We start from the raw sequence: 19,381 nt of genomic DNA on the forward strand, positions 1-19,381 counted from the left end.
AGCAAAACCTCTGGGAGATTCGACATGACGACGTTGCAGTGGGCCGGGTTATTGCTGTTGGCCGTAATCGCCGGGGCGGTGGTGCCGTTTCAAAGTGCGATCAACGCCAGCCTCGGGCGCGGCCTCGGCCATCCGCTCTGGGCCACGCTGGCGTCATTGCTGGTGAGCATCATTGTGCTGCTGCCGGTGATCCTTGCCCTGCGCCTGCCATTGCCAAGCCTGGCATTTATCACCCAGGCCCCGCTGTGGATGTGGGCCGGTGGCGCGTTCGGCGTGTGCTTTATTTCGCTGGCGTTGATGCTGCTGCCCAAACTCGGCGCGTCGGGGTTTATCGCCCTGGCCATGGCCGGGCAGATTCTCGCATCGCTGCTGCTTGACCATTTCGGCCTGTTCGGCCTGGTCGAGCGCCAACTGAATACACCTCGGGTGGTGGGCGCGCTGTTGTTGATGGGCGGCGTGGTGCTGATCCAGTTCAGCAGCACACCGGCACGGGCGCTGGCTGGCTGATCAGCGCCGCTCAGCCGGCAAACCATAGCTCTCGTCTTGCTCCATCAGAGGCTGGAGTGCGCCAATGCGCTGGAGGCTGTAAATCCAGCATACCAACGGCAAGACCTGATACATCTTGCCCTGTCGCTGGGTTTAGAGCTTAAGACCAACGGCGACCACTTCCTCAAAATGCGCGCCTCAATGAGGTCTCCCCATCATTTCGAAGGGAGCCGCCGCTTATGTAATTTAAGTTAAACAACATCAAGCCAAAGACTTCAATTGGCCATCAACAATGTAGGACCCTGCTCACATCAAAATTTCCAGCCAGTGTATTACGCATAGGAAACATCTGACTTACGCTATCTAGGTTTCCCCGCTATCGTTTTCTCTCCACTACCAAGGACGAGAAAAATGGAAAATACACAAAACCCTCACTTGTACTCCAATTATAGAAACGTTATTAGCATTTCCGAAAAAGACTGGCACTCAGCTAAATCTGGACGAATTTGCGAACTTAACGTAAGCGTCAAAAAAAACAACTACCTGAGTGATCAATACGGTCGTGAACTCCACCACTTCTGCACCACTTCCTACTTAGGGCTGGATTACAACCAAGAAATATTGGAGGGCGCCATACTCGGAATAAGGGAGGCAAAAACCCTCCGCATTGCACATTCAAAAAATCGATGCAAACTTGACCTACTTGATCGATATGAAACCGAACTCTCTGAACATTTCGATTCGATTTGCCTGGCCACATTATCTTGCAGCTCAGCAAGTGCTGGATTACTGCCTCTTCTCGCCAGCGGCGCTCTTACAAACGATATACCTCCAACCATGGTTTTTGACAAACACGCCCACTATTCAATTAACCACATTAAAGCTGCCTGCGCAGATGAGACTGATGTGCAAACCTCACCTCACAACGACTTATGCTTCATTGAGAGTTTATGCAAGAAACGCAACAAAGTAGCTTATATCGCGGACGGCATCTATAGCATGGGCGGGATTGCAGATATCGAAGGCTTGCTCTATCTTAAAAAGCGTTATGGGCTGTTCATTTATCTGGACGACTCCCACGCTCTTTCGGCATTTGGAGAGAGAGGGAAAGGTTTCATCCGACCCTACTATGAACAATTGGATGATCAAACAATAATAGTAGCTTCGTTGGGCAAAGCGTTTGGCGCGAGCGGAGGACTAATCATGTTTGGCAGCGAAAATCAAAAAACCCTGATGTCCCGATACGGCGGTCCCAGCAACTGGTCGCAAAGTCTTAATTCGGCCGCCATAGGAGCTGGCCTGGCCTCAATCAAAATACATAGAACAGCAGCGTTCTCAAAACTTCAAGAACAGCTCATCACCAACATACGACTTTTTGACAGCCTCATGCCCACTGAACAATGTGGCAGCCATACCGCAATACGACTAATAACCTGTGGTGAAGCTGAAAAAGCAAACACGCTCGCCAAACAACTCGCCGACAATGGATTCTTCACGTCCGCTGTGTTTTTCCCCGTAGTACCCAGAGGAAAATCGGCAATTCGTATAACACTTCGAGCAGACATGTCTCATGAAACAATATACCTCTTCTGCTCAACACTTGAAAAACTCATGCACAACAATACAACAACCCCCAACACATACACCTTTAGCAAACCAGCCTAACTTAAACGCTCCTTACCTAAGAATTAATAATTAATCATTTAAGGTGAAGGATGATTTATTTTGAAAAACACCACCACACTCATCCTCGCCTGCAGCGCCGCCTTCCTTGCTCAAGCCGGCATCAGCAGCTACTTGCCGGCAGTTCCGGCCATCGCCCACTCACTGCCAGCCGCAGAAGAGCAGGTGGCAATGGCCATTGCGGTGTACCTGGTAGGCATGGCACTGCCGATGCTGCTATGGGGCAGCGCGGGCGAGCGGTTTGGCAGAAAGCGGGTATTGCTTGCAGCGTTGGCGGTGTACGCGCTGGCGAGTGCGGCAATTGCGTTGGCGGTCAATGTCGAATTCTTCCTGGCAATGCGGCTGATTCAGGGCCTTGGCGCGGGTGGCGTTGCGGTAATGGCGCGCGTGCTGGTGCGCGATGCTTTCAGCGGCGCACTGCTGGCCAAGGGGTTGTCATGGTTGGGAATGACTTTTGTGATTGCCTTGGGCCTGGGCCAGTTCGCAGGTTCGCTGTTGCAGGTGGCATTCGGTTGGGAGGCGATCTTTTATACCTTGGCGCTAGGGGCCGGTGTGCTGATGGTGGTGGTGCAGCGCATGATAGTTGCGACGCGTATAAAAGCCGCCCCTTCGGTCTCGACATGGCGTGTTTACACACAGATTGTGCGACATCCCCCCTTCCTGTACGCGGCACTCGCTGGCGGGCTGGGCTACGGGGTGATCATCGCGTTCAACACATGTGCACCGTTGATCCTGCAAGGGCGCTTTGGCTGGAGCGCGGCGCAATATGGCTGGCTGGGCTGGCCGATCAGCGGCGCGTATCTGGCAGGGGCGCTGCTGGTCAATCACCTTGTCGCGCACGTGGGGCGATTGACGATGATGAGCGCCGGCAGTGCGCTGGTGTTGCTGGGCACCGCGATCATGCTGTTGGGCAGTGTATTTGCGAGCGCACTGGCGGTGCTGCTGTGGATGCCCTATTGCCTGGCATTGGTGGGACAGTCGATGAGTTATCCCACCAGCTTATCCATGGCCAATGATCAGTCCCCGGTCAGTGGCGCATACGCCATGGCCTTGAGCGGCTTCATGCATCAATTGATCGCCGCGCTGATCGGCGGCGTGGCGAGCCTGCTTGTGAACGAGCAGGCATGGCCCTTTACGCTGCTGTGCGTGCTGCTGGCGAGTGCAGCCTGCGCCTGTGTGGCTCGCTGCCGAGCGATCTAAAACGCACTGCGAAAAACCTCCTCAATCTGCCGCTGATCCGCCCGACGAGGATTGGTCAGCCCGCATGCGTCCTTCAGCGCATTGCTGGCCAGCAGTGGAATGTCCTGCAACTTCGCGCCGAGTTCGCGCAGGCCGGCGGGGATCTCCACGTCGTGGGACAGTCTGCGGATCGCGGCGATGGCGGCCTGGGCGCCCTCTTCGGCGGTAATGCCGGTGACATCGGCACCCAGCGCGCGCGCCACATCACTCAGGCGCCTGGCGCAGACACTGGCGTTGAAGCTTTGCACGTGGGGCAGCAATACCGCGTTGCATACACCGTGGGGCAAGTCATAAAAGCCGCCCAATTGGTGCGCCATGGCATGCACAAAACCCAGTGACGCATTGTTGAAGGCCATGCCGGCGAGGAACTGGGCGTAGGCCATATTCTCCCGTGCGGTTTTGTCGCTGCCGTCGCGCACCGCCAGGCGCAGGTTGGCGCTGATCAGTTCGATGGCCTTGATCGCGCAGGCATCGGTAATCGGCGTGGCAGCGGTGGATACGTAGGCTTCGATGGCATGAGTCAGCGCGTCCATGCCCGTCGCGGCGGTGAGGCCCTTGGGCATGCCGACCATCAGCGCGGGATCGTTGACCGACAGCAACGGCGTAACGTTGCGGTCCACGATGGCCATTTTCACGTGGCGGGTTTCATCGGTGATGATGCAGAAGCGGGTCATCTCGCTGGCGGTGCCGGCAGTCGTGTTGATGGCCACCAGCGGCAGTTGCGGCTTGCTCGACCGGTCGACGCCTTCGTAATCGCCGATACGCCCGCCATTGGTGGCGCACAACGCGATGCCCTTGGCGCAGTCATGGGGCGAGCCGCCGCCCAGTGACACCACGAAATCACAGGCGCTCTGTTGCAGCAGCACCAGGCCTTTCTCGACGTTGTCCACGTTGGGGTTGGGCCTGGCACCGTCATAGATCACCGAGTCAATGTCCTGCAGCGCCAGCTTCTCGGCAATCATGCCGGCCACGCCCGCCCTGGCCAGGCCCGCGTCGGTCACGATCAGCGCCTTGCGAAAACCGTAGTTGCGGATGGCGAGCATGGCGTCGTCCAGGCAATCGGTGCCCATGATGTTGACGGCGGGAATGAAGAAGGTGCTGCTCATGGTCAATCCTCGGAGGCGTTAGGCCGACAGGATCAACCCTTGCCGCACGGCGCATGTTGACCAGGATCAATGCCCGCTCGTGATAAAGTCACCGTCCAGCCGATTTTGAGTAGACCCGCCGCAATGAAGGATTTCCAGGATATCGACGCCCACCTTGAAGACTGGAGCACGCTGCGTGCTGCCCTCGACTTCAGTGGGATTCTGATCGGCAACGGCGCCAGCCGCACGATTTGGGAAGACTTTGCCTACGACTCGCTGTTCGAAAACGCGCGCACCGTCGAAGAAAAACCCCTGGGCCCCTCCGAGCTCAGCGTGTTCGACGCCCTGCAAACCCGCAGTTTCGAGCAGGCCCTGGGCGCACTGAAAACCACCAGCCGGGTCAACAAGGCACTGGCCGTCAGCTCGGCGGCGCCGCGCAACCGCTACTACGCGATCAAGGAAGCGCTGATCAATACCATCCACGCCGTGCATATCCCGTGGCGCCTGGTGCAGCCATCGACACTGGCGACGATCAACCAGGAACTGCAGCGCTACCCGACGGTGTTCACCAGCAACTACGATTTGCTCAATTACTGGGCGATCCTGCACACGCCGGGCATCGACGACCTGTTCCGCAGTGCCGACGCCCACTTCGACCTGCGCGACACCCGCACCGACGCCACGCGCATTCTGTACCTGCACGGCGGCCTGCACCTGGTGCGCAACCTCGACGGCACCGCGCGCAAACTGGCGTCCACCGACAGCACCCTGCTCAGCAGTTTTGCCATCAACAACACGATCAAGACCCTCGACGACGTGCCGCTGTTCGTCAGCGAAGGCACGGTGCAGGAGAAGCTCAAGACCATCCGCAGCTCGGATTACCTGTCGTTCTGCTATGAACAATTGCTCAGCCACAAGGGCGCGCTGTGCATCTTCGGCCATGACCTGGGGCCGCAGGATCAACACCTGGTGGATGCGATTCGCCAAGCGGATGTGAGTACCCTGGCGATCGCGGTGTCGGGGCGCAGTGACGGGTTTATCCGTCAGCAGAAAAGGCGCTACTCGCAGTTGTTTGACGGCACGGGCGTGGAAGTGCGGTTCTTTGCCGCACGTACCCATCCACTGGGCAACCCGGCACTCTCCGTCCCGGTTGAGCGCTGATCAAAAGGTGGGAGGCTGCGCCAAGTCTTCCACTTAGCCATGTGGCGAGCAGGCTTGTCCTGCGTTGGGCTGCGCAGCAGCCCCAAAGCCAGGCGCTGAGCAGCGTCAGGTACACCGCGTTGTCCTTAATTGGGGGCGCTTTGCGCCCCAACGCGGGGCAAGCCCTAATGCCGTTCAGTTAAGCGCAGATTCCCTGTGGCGAGCAGGCTTGTCCTGCGTTGGGCTGCGCAGCAGCCCCAAAGCCAGGCGCTGAGCCGTATCAGGTACACCGCGTTTTGCTCGATTGGGGGCGCTGCGCACCCCAACGCGGGGCAAGCCCGCTCGCCACAATAAGCCCACACATTTTCCTTAACTGAACGGCATTAGGGCTTGCCCGCTCACCACAACAGGCCCGCTCGCCATAGGGGGGGTGGTTGCCTGAAATAGCTCATGCGCAGTCGCGCAGTGCCTGCAGCGTCTGGAACAATTGCACGAAGTCCTCGCCGAACGCTCGCCCCGCAGGCGAGAAGCCCTTATGCTGCACCGCTTCGAGGGCATGAGCCAGGCGCAGATCGCCCTGCTGCATTGCAAAGGCGCCTTCAATCCGACCCCGGCACGGAGCAGCCAGAATGAACCGCCTGAGCGACACCGACGCCCTGGACATCGACGCACGCGACGCCATCGATGCGCAGGCCGCCAGCTGGTTTGCACGCAACCGCAACCACCTGAGCCGCACCGAGCGCAAAGCCTTTGCCGCCTGGCAGTCGGTGCCTGCGCATGCGCATGCCTATGCCGAATTCGAACAGCTGTGGGCCGACCTCGCCCAGCTTCAACAACTGAACAAGCCCGTGGCGCTGCCTGCACGCAAACCGTCCCTCTGGCGCCCGGCGCTGGCCGTGGCAGCCGGCGTGCTCTGTGCCGTCCTGGCCACGCACCTGGGCGCGCCCCGCGATCCGTATCACAGCCAGGTGGCAGTTCACGCCAAGGGCATGCGCACCCTCGCCCTGCCCGATGGCAGCACGCTGTACGTGAACGCCAACACCCACATCCGCGTTGACTTCACCGCGCATCAACGCATTCTTCACCTGGACCAGGGCCAGTTGTACATCGACGTCGCCGCTGACCAGGAACGCCCCCTGTACGTGCAGGCCGGCACCGCGACTGTGCGGGCAGTAGGCACCGGTTTCGATGTGCGCCGCAGCCAGCAGCAACTGGTGGTCAGCGTCGCCGATGGCCAAGTGGCGTTCGAGCCGGACGCAAACAAACCCGTCGCCCTGCTCGACGCCCGGCACCGCGCGATTTACCGCTACGCCCAAGGCTCGCTGCAACAGCAATCCCTCACCGCCGAAGAGGTGGCCGACTGGCGCAGCGGCCACTTGTCGTTTCGCAACCTGGAATTGGCCAGCCTGATCGACGAGTTGAGCCTGTACCGCCCTCAGGCGCAGTTGCAGGTCAACAAGGCAGTTGCGGCGCTCAAGGTGTCGGGCAACCTGGATGTGAATGATCCCGACGCCCTGCTCAATGCCCTGCCCGCGCTGCTGCCGGTGAAAACCGTGGCCTCGGCGGACGGCATCCTGCGGATCGAACCGAGCCCATAAACCCGCGCTTCAGCTCAACAAACCATCCGCGCGCAGCAGGGTTTCCAGGCAATGCTCAGTGATCTGATAGAACGCCTTCAGTTCCTGGATTTTCACCAGCAACTGCGCATTGTCCAACGGCTGCGCGCGTTTCACCGCGAGGATCATCTTGTTCTTGTTGGTGTGTTCCAGCGAAATGAACTCGAACACCTTGGTCTCATAACCACAGGCCTCGAGGAACAGCGCACGCAGGCTGTCCGTGACCATTTCCGCCTGTTGGCCCAGGTGCAGACCATATTGCAACATCGGCTTGAGCAACGCCGGGCTCTGGATCTGCAGGCGAATCTGTTTGTGGCAGCACGGCGAGCACATGATGATCGACGCGCCGGAGCGGATGCCGGTGTGGATCGCGTAGTCGGTGGCGATGTCGCAGGCATGCAGGGCGATCATCACGTCCAGTTCGCTCGGTGCCACGCTGCGCACGTCCCCGCATTTGAACACCAGCCCGGTATGCTCCAGCCGCGCGGCGGCGGCGTTGCACAGGGTCACCATGTCTTCGCGCAGCTCCACGCCAGTGACTTCGCCTTCGGCCTTGAGGGTGTTGCGCAGGTAATCGTGGATCGCGAACGTGAGATAACCCTTGCCCGAACCGAAATCGGCAACGCGCACCGGTTGGTCGAGTTTGAGGGGCGACGAGGTCAGCGCATGGCTGAACACTTCGATGAACTTGTTGATCTGCTTCCACTTGCGTGACATCGACGGGATCAGCGCCTGCCTGGCGTCGGTCACCCCCAGATCGGCAAGGAACGGCCGGCTCAGGTCGAGAAAGCGGTGCTTCTCACGGTTATGCTCGGCCGACGGCGCCTCACGCAGCTGCTGCGGCTTGCTTTTGAACAGCGAGCTTTTGTTTTTCTTGCTGTATTCCAGTTGCACTTCGTCGGTCAGCGACAACAGGTGCGCGTTCTTGAACGAGGCCGGCAGCAGCTCGGCAATCGCCGCCACGCCGTCCGCCAGCGGCAGGTTGCGGGTGATATCGCGGGTCTTGTAGCGGTACACGAAGGACAGGCACGCCTGCTCCTTGACCGTTACCGGCTTGATGATCAGCCGTTGCAGCTCGGCTTCCTCACCGACGTACCTGGCCAGCACCAGCTTGATAAAGGCGTTTTGCGCAAGGCTTGCGTTCAGCAGTTCGATGAACCGGGCATGATGATCCGGCGCGGGGCTGGCGGGTTTAGCGGTGACGGACATGAACAAAAACGCCTCGGGCAGGAAATGCCGGGCATTTTAGGGGGGATGGCGGTTGGGGGCACGGAGTTATTTGATCAACGGTTAGTCAGTCAACATCAAGCCAGCTCCCACAGGGCTCAGGGTGTGCCTGGATTATTCGAGCACGACCAGCCGATTGGGCAACTCATTACGCGTCTGCGTCACCGGCACATGCACCTTGAGCAACTCACCACAGGCCTCGATACAGGCAATAAACCCGGCCAGGGTCTGCCCCTGTCTCACCTGCCGGGTAAACGCCTTGACGATGGCGTCCCAACTGCTGTCATCCAGGCGTTTGGAGATGCCGTCGTCCACCAGGATTTCCACATAGCGCTCCGCCTCGCTGACAAAAATCATCACCCCGGTGCTGCCCAGCGTGTGGTGCAGGTTCTGTTCGAGGAACTGGCGCCGCGCCAGGTTGGACGCGCGCCAGTGGCGCACCGAACGCGGAATCAGGCGGGTGGTGACGCCGGGCAGACGAAACAGCAGGCACAGCACGATGAATGTCGCCCATTGCGCCAGCAGCAAGGTGTACATGGTCATGTAGCCCGACAGGTAATGCACGATACCCGGCACCACCAACGCGATCAGGCTGGCCCACAACAGCGGGATGTAAGCGTAGTCGTCGGCACGCGCCGCCAGCACGGTCACCAGCTCCGCGTCGGTCTGTTGCTCGACCCGCGCAATCGCTTCGGCGACCTGGCGTTGTTCGTGTTCAGTCAGTAATGCCATGGTTGTACATGTCCGTTTTTAGTTGTTGTCATCACCAGCCACCTGAAGCACCGCCGCCGCCAAACCCACCGCCGCCGCCCCGGAAGCCACCGCCGCCACCGCCTCCCCCACCGCCGCCGCGACCGCTGCTGCTGAGGATCGCCAGCAAGATAGCGCCCACCGGCAGGCCCATGCGGTTGCACAGCCATAACACGCCGATCAGCAGCACAAACAGGCCGATGGAAAATCCGGGGTTATCCAGCGCAAAATTCGCGTCCGCCACATGGGCCGGCACGGCCAGCGGCTCACCGCCCACCACCTGGATCATCGCGGCCACGCCGTCGCTGATGCCCTGACTGAAATTGCCGGCCTTGAACTTGGGCGCGATCACCTGGTTGATGATCACCCAGGACTGCGCATCGGTCAGCACGCCTTCCAGGCCATAGCCGACTTCGATGCGCAATTTGCGCTCATCGCGGGCGACGATCAACAGCGCGCCGTTGTCCTTGCCCTTCTGCCCGATGCCCCAGGCGCGGCCCAATTGATAACCGAAGTCCTCAATGGGCACGCCCTGCAGGTCCGGCACAGTGACCACCACGATCTGCTCGCCCGAGGTTTGTTCCAGCGCCTGCAACTGCCGGGTCAACTGCTCGCGCACCGCCGGGTCGATCATCTGGGCGTTATCCACCACCCGCCCGGTCAGCGCCGGGAAGTTCAGCGCCGCGTGGGCTGTACCCACGCAAGCCAACAGCCACAGCGCCAACCCTATCCGTAATAAACGCATCGACACCTCAGGAAAGTCTTATTTGAACTTCACTTGTGGCGCTTTATCGGCATCGGCACTGGTGGCTTCAAACGAAGCGCGCACCGGCAGGTCGCTGTACATCACGCTGTGCCACAGACGACCAGGGAAGGTGCGGATTTCGGTGTTGTAGGCCTGCACGGCCTGGATGAAATCGCGACGCGCCACGGCGATACGGTTTTCGGTGCCTTCCAGTTGCGACTGCAGGGCCAGGAAGTTCTGGTTGGCCTTGAGGTCCGGATAGCGCTCGGACACCACCATCAAACGGCTGAGTGCACCGCTGAGGCCGTCCTGGGCCTGCTGGAACTGCTTGAGTTTTTCCGGGTTGTCGAGGGTGCTGGCATCCACCTGGATCGAGGTGGCCTTGGCCCGCGCTTCGATCACGGCAGTGAGGGTGTCCTGTTCATGGGCGGCATAGCCCTTGACCACTTCCACCAGATTGGGGATCAGGTCAGCGCGGCGCTGGTACTGGTTCTGCACCTGGCCCCAGGCGGCCTTGGCCTGCTCGTCCAGGGTGGGAATGGTGTTGATGCCGCAACCGCTCAGCAGCGTGCTGATCAATAACAATGCCGCGGCCTTGAAGCCCCAACGGTAAGGGAGTGCTGCTTGCATGGTGTTTCTCCTGACGAACCTTGATGGAATGTGACGACTCATCCCACAAGCAACACGCTTGGGGCATAATCCGCCACCACTGGCATGCATCGAGCCAATCAGCTACAAAGATGCCCAGCGCGAAAAAGAGTTCAGAGTGTGCTGCATTTATCTGAACAACACCCGAACAACAATAGACGCTCCCCACATTTCGGCCGATCAGCCCAGTGCTGTGCAGTGAGCCGAAAAAGGATATTCATGAAGAAGCTGTGTTTGCTCGGCCTTGTAGCCACTCTGGCCAGTCATCCCGCATGGGCGGAAACAAAGCCTGCTGCGCTTAAAGACAAGGACGCCTTCGTCAGCGACCTGCTCAGGCAGATGACCCTGGATGAAAAGATCGGCCAATTGCGCCTGATCAGCATCGGCCCGGAAATGCCCCGCGAGCTGATCCGCAAGGAAATCGCCGCCGGCCGCATCGGCGGCACGTTCAACTCCATCACCCGCGCGGAAAACCGTCCGATGCAGGACGCGGCCATGCACAGCCGCCTGAAGATACCGATGTTCTTCGCCTACGACGTGATCCACGGCCACCGCACCATTTTCCCGATCAGCCTGGCCCTGGCCTCCAGCTGGGACATGGACGCCATCGGCCGCTCCGGGCGCATCGCCGCCCAGGAAGCCGCCGCCGACAGCCTCGACATCACCTTTGCGCCGATGGTCGATATCTCCCGCGACCCGCGCTGGGGCCGCACCTCCGAAGGCTTCGGTGAAGACACCTACCTGACCTCGCGCATCGCCGGCGTGATGGTCAAGGCCTTCCAGGGCACAAGCCCGGCCAATGCCGACAGCCTCATGGCCAGCGTCAAGCACTTCGCCCTGTACGGCGCGGTGGAAGGCGGGCGCGACTACAACGTGGTCGACATGAGCCCGGTCAAGATGTACCAGGACTACCTGCCGCCCTACCACGCGGCGATCAAGGCCGGTGCCGGCAGCGTGATGGTGGCGCTCAACTCGATCAACGGCGTGCCCGCCACCGCCAACACCTGGCTGATGAACGACCTGCTGCGCAAGGACTGGGGCTTCAAGGGCCTGGCCGTGAGCGACCACGGCGCGATCGTCGAACTGATCAAGCACGGCGTGGCCAAGGACGGGCGTGAAGCCGCCAAGCTTGCGATCAAGGCCGGCATCGACATGAGCATGAACGACTCGCTCTACGCCAAGGAATTACCGGGGCTGCTCAAGTCCGGCGAGATCGAACAGAGTGACATCGACAACGCCGTGCGCGAAGTGCTCGCCGCCAAGTACGACATGGGCCTGTTCAAGGACCCGTACCTGCGCATCGGCAAGGCCGAGGACGACCCGGCCGACACCTACGCCGAAAGCCGCCTGCACCGCAGCGATGCGCGCGATATCGCGCGCCGCAGCCTGGTGCTGCTGAAAAACCAGAACGACACCCTGCCACTGAAAAAATCCGCCACCATCGCCCTGGTGGGCCCGCTGGCCAAGGCACCGATCGACATGATGGGCAGTTGGGCCGCCGCCGGCAAACCCGAGCAATCGGTGACCCTGCTCGACGGCATGAACGCGGTGATCGGCGAAAAAGGCAAGATCATCTACGCCCGTGGCGCCAACATCACCAACGACAAGGCCGTGGTCGACTACCTCAACTTCCTCAACTTCGATGCCCCGGAAGTGGTGGATGACGCCCGCCCGGCCCAGGCAATGATCGACGAAGCGGTCAAGGCCGCCAAAGACGCCGATGTGGTGGTCGCCGCCGTGGGCGAGTCCCGTGGCATGTCCCACGAGTCGTCCAGCCGCACCGACCTGAACATCCCGCAAAGCCAGCGCGACCTGATCAAGGCACTCAAGGCCACCGGCAAGCCACTGGTGCTGGTGCTGATGAACGGCCGTCCACTGTCGATCGTCGACGAGAACAAGCAAGCCGACGCGATTCTGGAAACCTGGTTCGCCGGCACCGAAGGCGGTCATGCGATTGCCGACGTGCTGTTCGGTGACTACAACCCGTCGGGCAAGCTGCCGATCACGTTCCCGCGCTCGGTGGGGCAGATCCCGACCTACTACAACCACCTGAGCGTCGGCCGGCCGTTCACCCCGGGCAAGCCGGGCAACTACACCTCGCAGTATTTCGATGACACCACCGGCCCCTTGTTTCCGTTCGGCTATGGCCTGAGCTACACGCGGTTTACCCTGTCGGACATGGCGCTGTCGTCCACCACCCTGAACAAGACCGGCAAGCTCGACGCCAGCGTCACGGTGAAGAACACCGGCAAGGTGGATGGCGAAACGGTGGTGCAACTGTATATCCAGGACGTGGCCGGCTCGATGATCCGTCCGGTCAAGGAGCTGAAGAACTTCCAGAAAGTCATGCTCAAGGCCGGTGAAGAACGCACCTTGCACTTCACCATCACCGAGGAAGACTTGAAGTTCTACAACACCCAACTGAAATTCGCCGCCGAGCCGGGCGAGTTCAATGTGCAGATCGGGTTGGATTCCCAGGACGTGCAGCAGCAGACCTTCGAGCTGTTGTAATACGTGCAGCCCCTTCTTCCCTGAAGAGGGGGCTTGCGTGCTGACACGTATCCCCAGCAGCAAAGCCACTTTCGCTCTGCGCTCCAAGCCTATCCCTACATCAATGGACCCGCCCGTTCGCACACGCTGTCAGCCCATTTTTATGTGCAAGTGTGCGAACTATGTCACCTACGATTCGCCCTCGAACGGCCGCTGCAACAACGCCTGCTCAATCATCGTTCAAACGAAATGCGATCGCCCTCTGTGTGCTCGGCTGCCTGTGGGGTACGCCCGTTACCGCGGCGAACTACACCGAGCAGGGACGCCTGCACGATGCCGCCAGTTGGCGCAGTGAAGAGTTCAAGAGTAACTGGGGGTTGGGTGCAGTCGGTGCGGATTACGCTTATGCCCGGGGGTTGAGTGGCGCGGGGGTTCAAATAGGCATTTACGACTCCGGAACCGACTTGCGCCATAGCGAATTTGCCTGGAAGCCAACTATCGGCGTGCTCATGGCTGACAACGGCTGCCTGAGTGGGGCCTCGCTGGAAAATGGCTGCTTCTACGCCGAAGGTGATCGTGCTGCTGTAACCGTTATCGGCTCATTGCCACCCGACGCATTGGCGACCCTTGAAGAACTGATTGCCGACGGCAGCCTTACCCGGGAGCAACTTGATGAATATCTCGGCCTGGTAAGCACTACATACGATGCGCACGGCACCCATGTTGCCGGTATAGCAACTGCCAATCGCGATGGCTCCGGGGCCCAGGGCGTGGCTTACGGGGCTAATCTGAGTGCAGTGCGCAAGTTCGGCAATACCTATCTGGGAGGTCCCATTGCCATCACCGATATTTGGAGAGCTCCGCTTCCGACAGCAGCAGCGGTAGACGCCGCCTATGCCGATTTGCACAGACAGAATGTGCGCGTCGTCAACCATAGTTGGGGGAGCCCATTTTCCCCTGCGAATGAAGCAGAGTTGGACAGTGTATTAAGCGATACCGGAACCGCCGTTTATACAGAACTCAAGGCCATAGCCGACAACGCCAGCAAGTATGGGATGCTGCACGTCTGGTCAGCAGGCAACCTGCCCACGGCAAACGCCTCCCCTCAAACAGCACCAAATGCCGGACTGCAGCCCAACCTGCCACGTGCCATTGCAGAGTTGGAGCCCTATTGGTTGACCGTCGTCAACTTGAACAGGGAGCTGACCTTGGGCGATTTTTCCAAACGCTGCGGCTTCAGCAAAGACTGGTGCCTGGCCGCGCCCGGAACGGACATGGGGCTTACCCTCGCCGATCCAACAGATTGACCACCAGCCGGTCGATCCAGCCCCACACCCGCTGCTTCACCCGCCGCCATAACGGCCGCGCTTTCCAGGCCTCCAGACTGACCGCCTGACTCTGGGTAAAATCGCGTTCGAAACTGCTCGCCACGGCCAGCGTCAGTGCCGGGTCCAGCGCTTCCAGGTTGGCTTCCAGGTTGAAGCGCAAATTCCAGTGATCGAAATTGCATGAGCCAATGCTCACCCAATCGTCCACCAGCACCATTTTCAAGTGCAGGAAGCACGGCTGGTATTCAAAAATCTGCACGCCTGCGCGCAACAGACGCGGGTAGTAGCGATGCCCGGCATAACGTACCGAGGGATGATCGGTGCGCGGGCCGGTGAGCAACAGGCGCACATCCACCCCGCGCCCGGCTGCGCGGCGCAAGGCTCGGCGCACGCTCCAGGTCGGCAGAAAATACGGCGTGGCCAGCCAGATACGTCGCTGGCTGCTGTTCAAGGCGCGGATCAGCGACTGCAGGATATCGCGATGCTGACGGGCGTCGGCATAGGCGACGCGGCCAAGGCCCGCGCCGGTCGGCGGCACCTTGGGCAGGCGTGGCAAACCGAAATGGGTCGCCGGCTTCCACGCCCGACGCGCTGCGTTGGCGTGCCATTGGCGGTCGAACAGCGCCTGCCAGTCCAGCACCAGCGGGCCGCTGATCTGCACCATCACTTCGTGCCAGTCGGCGGTGTCCTGCCCTGGCGTCCAGAATTCATCGGTGACGCCCGTGCCGCCGACCACGGCGGTTGCCTGGTCGATCAGCAGCAGCTTGCGATGATCGCGGTACAGGTTGCGCATCCAACGGCGCCAGCTCAGGCGATTGTAGAACCGCAGCTGCACTCCCGCGTCGGTCAAGCGCTTGCGCAGCCCGAAGGTGAACGCCAGGCTGCCGTAATCGTCGAACAGGCAGCGCACCCGCACGCCGCGTTCGGCAGCGTGCACCAGCGCCTGCACCATCGCTTCGGCACACGCCCCCGCCTCCACCAGGTACAGCTCCAGGTCCACCTGTTGCTCGGCCCGGGCGATGCCCACCAGCATCTGCGGAAAAAACTGCGGGCCGTCGATCAACAACTCGAAACGGTTGGCGCTGCGCCACGGGAACACCGCGCCACTCACGTCAGCGCGCCGTGAAAATCAGCACCGCACCCACCGGCACCGACAAACTGATCGACTTGAGCCCCGCCGCCTTGCGCAGCGCGGCCACGCCCGGCATCAGGTCAAAATCCTCGGCATGCAGCACCACCGGCTCCAGCGTCACCACCTGAAAGCGCCGATCATCCAGGCGCGTGGCCAGCAGCTCGGCGCTGTAGGTCTGGGTCTTGCCATGCAGGGTGACGCTTATCGGCAGGCGCAGCTCGATTTGCGCCCCCGGCGCCAGATCGTTGATCGGCTGCAGATTGATCTGCGCATTGATCAGCGCTTCAGGGAACGTCTTGATCTCGAACAGCTCGTTGCGCATGCGCTCATCACGCAGCGGGATGGCGCTGTTGACCGACTCCAGCTCCACTTGCAACTGCGCCGCGCCCTTGCCGTCGACCTTGCCATGCAGCACCAGAAAGCGCTGCACTTCAGCGATCTCGGTGTTTTTGGTGGTGACGAACGACAGGCGCGAGGATTCGTTATCGAGGTACCAGGCAGCGTGGGCCGGCAAGGCGGCGCAGGCCAGCAGCGCAAAGGCCAGGGGTTTGACAGAGAACATAGCGACTCATGGGGCAAAAAACCTGCACGAACCTTAAGCGCAATGTCACGGCCCGCGCAAATCCATTGTCTCAGGGAGTCAGGCGACAGCCCTGGCGTTCGCCCAACCAGCGTGCACTGTGCGTGCGGCCCAACCCACTCGCCGTCACCTCACTGCGCTCCGGGTTGTCACGAAACGCACTGGTGGGCACGTATTGTTTGACGTAGCCCCGGCAATACTCCGCAGGGTTATTCGCCACATAGCGGCACGAGCAATATTCCTTGGCGGTGTAGGCCGCAATGATGTCGGGGAAGGCTTGCAGATTGACGCGCTCATGCCACACCCAGCCGAGCAGGACGAGCAGCAGCACGGCAAAGAGGCTGAGAATCGGATGACGACGGATCATGGCTGCACCGCCGCGAGCACGCGTTTGAGCAGTTCGTTATGGCCGTACGTGCCGTCGCGGTCGTCGCCGTAGCGCACGATCACCACGTGTTCGTCGGGCAGGACGAACAGCGCCTGGCCCCAATGGCCCAGTGCGGCGAAGGTGTCGGCGGGGGCGTCGGGCCAGGGGCGTGGCGTGCCCTGGTTGAGCCACCATTGACCGCCCGGTACGGCTTCATCCTGGCCGGCCTTATAGCCGTCGAACGGCTTGCGGTTGAAAGCCACCCAGTCCTTGGGCAGCAGTTGTTCATCGCCCCAACGTCCCTCGCGCGCCATCAGCAGGCCGACCCGCGCCAGATCGCGGGCGGTGAGGTAGGCATAGGAGGAGGCAACGAAGGTTTCGTCGGCGTCGGTTTCCCAGGTGGCCGAGCGGATGCCCAGCGGCTCGAACAGCGCATCCCAGGGGTAACTCACGTACGCCTTGTGGCCAAGCATGCCTCTGAGCGCGGCGGAGAGGATATTGCTGTCGCCGCTGGAGTAACGAAAGGCCTTGCCGGGCGCCACGGCGGCGTCGGTGTCGGCGGCGAACTCGGCCATGTCGCCATGGCCACGGGTGTAGAGCATCGCCACCACCGAGGACTTCAGCGGCGCGTATTCGTAGTCTTCCTGCCAGTCCAGGCCCGAGGCCCAGTGCAGCAAATCGGCCATGGTCACCTTGGGGTGCTGTTTCATCGGCGGGTAAAAACGTGCGGCCGGGTCGCTCAGCTTGAAGCGATTTTGCCCGTAGGCCACGCCGAGCACCGTGGCCATCAGGCTCTTGCTGATGGACCAGGTCAGGTGTGGCGTGCTGGCGCTGGTGGGCGTGGCGTAGCGTTCATAGACGATCTGGCCATCGCGGATCACCAGCAGCGCGTCGGTGCGAACGCCCTGACGGGTCGCGTCGTCGCGCGCGGGAAACGCGTAGGCATCCAGTGCCTCGACGGCGGGCCCGGCCAGTGGCTCACCTCTGGCCCACTCCTTGCCGGGCCAGGTTTCTGCGTGGGCGGCAGCGGTGACTAACAGCAGGGCAACACACAACAGGCCTCTGACCATGGACGCAGACTCAAGGGGGCATTCAAGCCCGCGAGGCTAGCCCAGGCCCATGACAGTTTGGCGACACGGGGCGTGTCACCCAACCGTCACCGTAGCTTCATGGAGATGACACCGAGCCTACATAGCCTGAGTTTGGACAAACAAGTCGACCGGCCGAAACGTGGCTGGCACTCGGAGATTCGCCATGACTCAGATCGCCCGCATCAGCGACACCGGCAATGAACGCCGTCTGCAAGCCGAACGCCTGGTTGGCGCACAGGCTTTGCAGGAAGCACAGGCCCTGCGGTTCAACGTGTTCAGCGGCGAATTCAACGCCAAGCTGAAAGGCGCGGAACTGGGCCTGGACATGGATGACTATGATGTTCACTGCAGCCACATCGGCGTGCGGGATTTGAACAGTGGTCGACTGGTCGCCACCACCCGCCTGCTCGATCACCAGGCCGCCAGCACCCTGGGCCGGTTCTACAGTGAAGAAGAATTCAGCCTGCATGGCCTGCTGCACCTGCAAGGTCCGATCCTGGAAATCGGCCGTACCTGCGTCGACCCGGCCTACCGCAACGGCGGCACCATCGCCGTGCTCTGGGGCGAGTTGGCCGAAGTGCTCAACCAGGGCGGCTATAGCTACCTGATGGGCTGCGCGAGTATTCCGATGCACGACGGCGGCATCCAGGCCCACGCCATCATGCAGCGCCTGCGCGAACGCTACCTGTGCAACGAACACCTGCGCGCCGAACCGAAAAAACCGTTGCCGGCGCTGGACCTGCCGTCCAACGTCATCGCCGAAATGCCGCCGCTGCTCAAGGCCTACATGCGCCTGGGCGCAAAAATCTGCGGCGAGCCGTGCTGGGATGAAGACTTCCAGGTGGCCGACGTGTTCATCCTGCTCAAGCGCGACAACCTCTGCCCGCGTTACGCGCGCCACTTCAAGGCGGCTGTGTAATGGGCCGCCTGCGGGTGTACGGGCGCATTGCCCGGGTGCTGCTGGTGGTGGCGCTGGGCTTGAGCATGGCCAGTGTGTTTGGCCTGTTCGAGCGCCTGGGCGTGGCCAACTCGATGGTGCGGCGCCAGCGTTGGTCGCGCTTCTTCATGGCACGCTTGAGCAATGCCCTGCCCTTTCGCGTGACGGTGCATGGCGAGCTGCCGCGCACGCCGATGCTGTGGGTGAGCAACCACGTGTCCTGGACCGATATTCCGCTGCTGGGCATGGTCACGCCACTGTCGTTTCTGTCCAAGGCCGAGGTGCGCACCTGGCCGGTGGCGGGCTGGCTGGCAGCCAAGGCCGGCAGCCTGTTTATTCGTCGGGGCTCGGGCGACAGTCAGTTGATTCGCAAGCAGATGACCCGTCATCTCGAGCAACAGCACCCGCTGCTGATGTTCCCCGAAGGCACCACCACCGACGGGCGCAGCCTGCGCACGTTCCACGGGCGCCTGCTGGCCAGTGCGATCGATGCCGACGTGTCGCTGCAACCGGTGGCGATTCGTTACCTGCGCAACGGCCAGGTCGACCCGCTGGCACCGTTTATTGGCGATGATGATTTGCTGTCGCACCTGATGCGCCTGTTTGCCAATGATCAGGGCGATGTAGAAATTCATGTGCTCAAGCCGATTGCCTGCGCTGGGCAGGAACGCGCGGCGCTGGCATTCCAGGCGCAGCAGGCGGTGCAGAAGGCGTTGTTCGGGCCGCTGCCGGAGGCTGAGCACGTGGCGGCGCGACCTGCTTATGCTGCCTGAAGCGGGCACGGTCAAACATGTGGGAGGGGGCTTGCCCCCGATGGCGGCGTGTCAGTCACTGCAT

Annotated in this window: 18 protein-coding genes and 1 pseudogene; 10 read left to right on the top strand and 9 right to left on the bottom strand. The window is 61.2% G+C overall.

All coding sequences use genetic code 11. The features are described from left to right. Positions 1-24: 24 nt before the first annotated feature. The 3 genes from ACXX81_RS15905 (at position 25) to ACXX81_RS15915 (ending at position 3,369) form a co-directional block, all read left to right on the top strand. The gene (locus ACXX81_RS15905; RefSeq protein WP_209989863.1) at positions 25-507 is read left to right on the top strand and encodes a DMT family transporter; all 483 of its coding nucleotides are present in this window, start codon (positions 25-27) and stop codon (positions 505-507) included. Positions 508-897: 390 nt separating this feature from the next. Further along, a complete protein-coding gene (locus tag ACXX81_RS15910) occupies positions 898-2,151 on the top strand; it encodes an aminotransferase class I/II-fold pyridoxal phosphate-dependent enzyme (protein ID WP_458572022.1) in 1,254 nt (417 codons plus the stop codon). A gap of 60 nt (positions 2,152-2,211) precedes the next feature. Continuing rightward, on the top strand, positions 2,212-3,369 hold the full coding sequence (locus ACXX81_RS15915; RefSeq protein ID WP_458572023.1) for an MFS transporter: 1,158 nt from the start codon (positions 2,212-2,214) through the stop codon (positions 3,367-3,369). Here the strand turns inward: ACXX81_RS15915 and yiaY are convergent. Beyond that, positions 3,366-4,514, bottom strand: a complete 1,149-nt coding sequence (gene yiaY, locus ACXX81_RS15920) for an L-threonine dehydrogenase (RefSeq protein ID WP_209989799.1) — start codon at positions 4,512-4,514, stop codon at positions 3,366-3,368. The two genes, ACXX81_RS15915 and yiaY, sit on opposite strands and share 4 nt — an antisense overlap. Positions 4,515-4,637: 123 nt before the next feature. Between yiaY and ACXX81_RS15925 the strand changes: the two genes are divergently transcribed. The 3 genes and pseudogenes from ACXX81_RS15925 to ACXX81_RS15935 all read left to right on the top strand — a co-directional run bounded on the left by ACXX81_RS15925 (position 4,638) and on the right by ACXX81_RS15935 (position 7,231). Then, positions 4,638-5,654 (top strand): DUF4917 family protein, encoded by a 1,017-nt coding sequence (locus ACXX81_RS15925; RefSeq protein WP_458572024.1) that lies wholly within the window; start codon positions 4,638-4,640, stop codon positions 5,652-5,654. Positions 5,655-6,087: 433 nt separating this feature from the next. Continuing rightward, positions 6,088-6,266: pseudogene (locus ACXX81_RS15930) on the top strand (sigma factor-like helix-turn-helix DNA-binding protein); the annotation flags it as partial. Beyond that, entirely contained in the window at positions 6,263-7,231 is a 969-nt protein-coding gene (locus tag ACXX81_RS15935; protein ID WP_458572025.1) for a FecR family protein, read from the top strand. The pseudogene ACXX81_RS15930 and the gene ACXX81_RS15935, both read left to right, overlap by 4 nt. Before the next feature lie 9 nt (positions 7,232-7,240). Here ACXX81_RS15935 and ACXX81_RS15940 read toward each other — a convergent pair whose 3' ends face one another. The 4 genes from ACXX81_RS15940 to ACXX81_RS15955 form a co-directional block, all read right to left on the bottom strand. Continuing rightward, on the bottom strand, positions 7,241-8,458 hold the full coding sequence (locus ACXX81_RS15940) for a class I SAM-dependent methyltransferase (protein WP_458572026.1): 1,218 nt from the start codon (positions 8,456-8,458) through the stop codon (positions 7,241-7,243). A 132-nt stretch (positions 8,459-8,590) separates the two neighbouring features. After that, positions 8,591-9,208 (bottom strand): TPM domain-containing protein, encoded by a 618-nt coding sequence (locus ACXX81_RS15945; protein ID WP_458572027.1) that lies wholly within the window; start codon positions 9,206-9,208, stop codon positions 8,591-8,593. A gap of 31 nt (positions 9,209-9,239) precedes the next feature. Beyond that, positions 9,240-9,971: a TPM domain-containing protein gene (locus ACXX81_RS15950; RefSeq protein ID WP_458572028.1), complete on the bottom strand. Its 732-nt coding sequence runs from the start codon at positions 9,969-9,971 to the stop codon at positions 9,240-9,242. A gap of 18 nt (positions 9,972-9,989) precedes the next feature. Then, the gene (locus ACXX81_RS15955; RefSeq protein WP_209989781.1) at positions 9,990-10,601 is read right to left on the bottom strand and encodes a LemA family protein; all 612 of its coding nucleotides are present in this window, start codon (positions 10,599-10,601) and stop codon (positions 9,990-9,992) included. A 237-nt stretch (positions 10,602-10,838) separates the two neighbouring features. On the opposite strand from ACXX81_RS15955, the gene bglX reads away from it, so the two are divergent. Next, positions 10,839-13,130 carry a beta-glucosidase BglX gene (gene bglX / locus ACXX81_RS15960; RefSeq protein WP_209989778.1) on the top strand — a complete coding sequence of 764 codons (2,292 nt, stop codon included), beginning with the start codon at positions 10,839-10,841 and terminating at the stop codon, positions 13,128-13,130. 161 nt (positions 13,131-13,291) lie between these two features. Beyond that, entirely contained in the window at positions 13,292-14,416 is a 1,125-nt protein-coding gene (locus ACXX81_RS15965) for a S8 family serine peptidase (RefSeq protein ID WP_458572029.1), read from the top strand. On the opposite strand, the gene ACXX81_RS15970 is transcribed toward ACXX81_RS15965, so the two are convergent. The 4 genes from ACXX81_RS15970 to ACXX81_RS15985 form a co-directional block, all read right to left on the bottom strand. After that, positions 14,391-15,548, bottom strand: coding sequence for a phospholipase D-like domain-containing protein (locus ACXX81_RS15970; protein ID WP_209989772.1), 1,158 nt, complete (start codon positions 15,546-15,548; stop codon positions 14,391-14,393). The two genes, ACXX81_RS15965 and ACXX81_RS15970, sit on opposite strands and share 26 nt — an antisense overlap. A 1-nt stretch (position 15,549) precedes the next feature. Further along, positions 15,550-16,131 (bottom strand): YceI family protein, encoded by a 582-nt coding sequence (locus ACXX81_RS15975; protein WP_231422048.1) that lies wholly within the window; start codon positions 16,129-16,131, stop codon positions 15,550-15,552. 70 nt (positions 16,132-16,201) lie between these two features. Then, positions 16,202-16,516: an amidase gene (locus tag ACXX81_RS15980; protein WP_209989766.1), complete on the bottom strand. Its 315-nt coding sequence runs from the start codon at positions 16,514-16,516 to the stop codon at positions 16,202-16,204. Next, complete coding sequence (locus ACXX81_RS15985; RefSeq protein WP_209989763.1) at positions 16,513-17,586, bottom strand: serine hydrolase domain-containing protein; 1,074 nt, start codon at positions 17,584-17,586, stop codon at positions 16,513-16,515. Before ACXX81_RS15985 ends, ACXX81_RS15980 begins: the two co-directional genes overlap by 4 nt. Positions 17,587-17,770: 184 nt before the next feature. On the opposite strand from ACXX81_RS15985, the gene olsB reads away from it, so the two are divergent. Both olsB and ACXX81_RS15995 read left to right on the top strand, forming a co-directional pair. Further along, positions 17,771-18,526 (top strand): L-ornithine N(alpha)-acyltransferase, encoded by a 756-nt coding sequence (gene olsB, locus ACXX81_RS15990; RefSeq protein WP_003233840.1) that lies wholly within the window; start codon positions 17,771-17,773, stop codon positions 18,524-18,526. Next, positions 18,526-19,317 carry a lysophospholipid acyltransferase family protein gene (locus ACXX81_RS15995; protein WP_209989760.1) on the top strand — a complete coding sequence of 264 codons (792 nt, stop codon included), beginning with the start codon at positions 18,526-18,528 and terminating at the stop codon, positions 19,315-19,317. Before olsB ends, ACXX81_RS15995 begins: the two co-directional genes overlap by 1 nt. Positions 19,318-19,381 lie beyond the last annotated feature (64 nt).

Source organism: Pseudomonas sp. GNP013, from assembly GCF_054343995.1.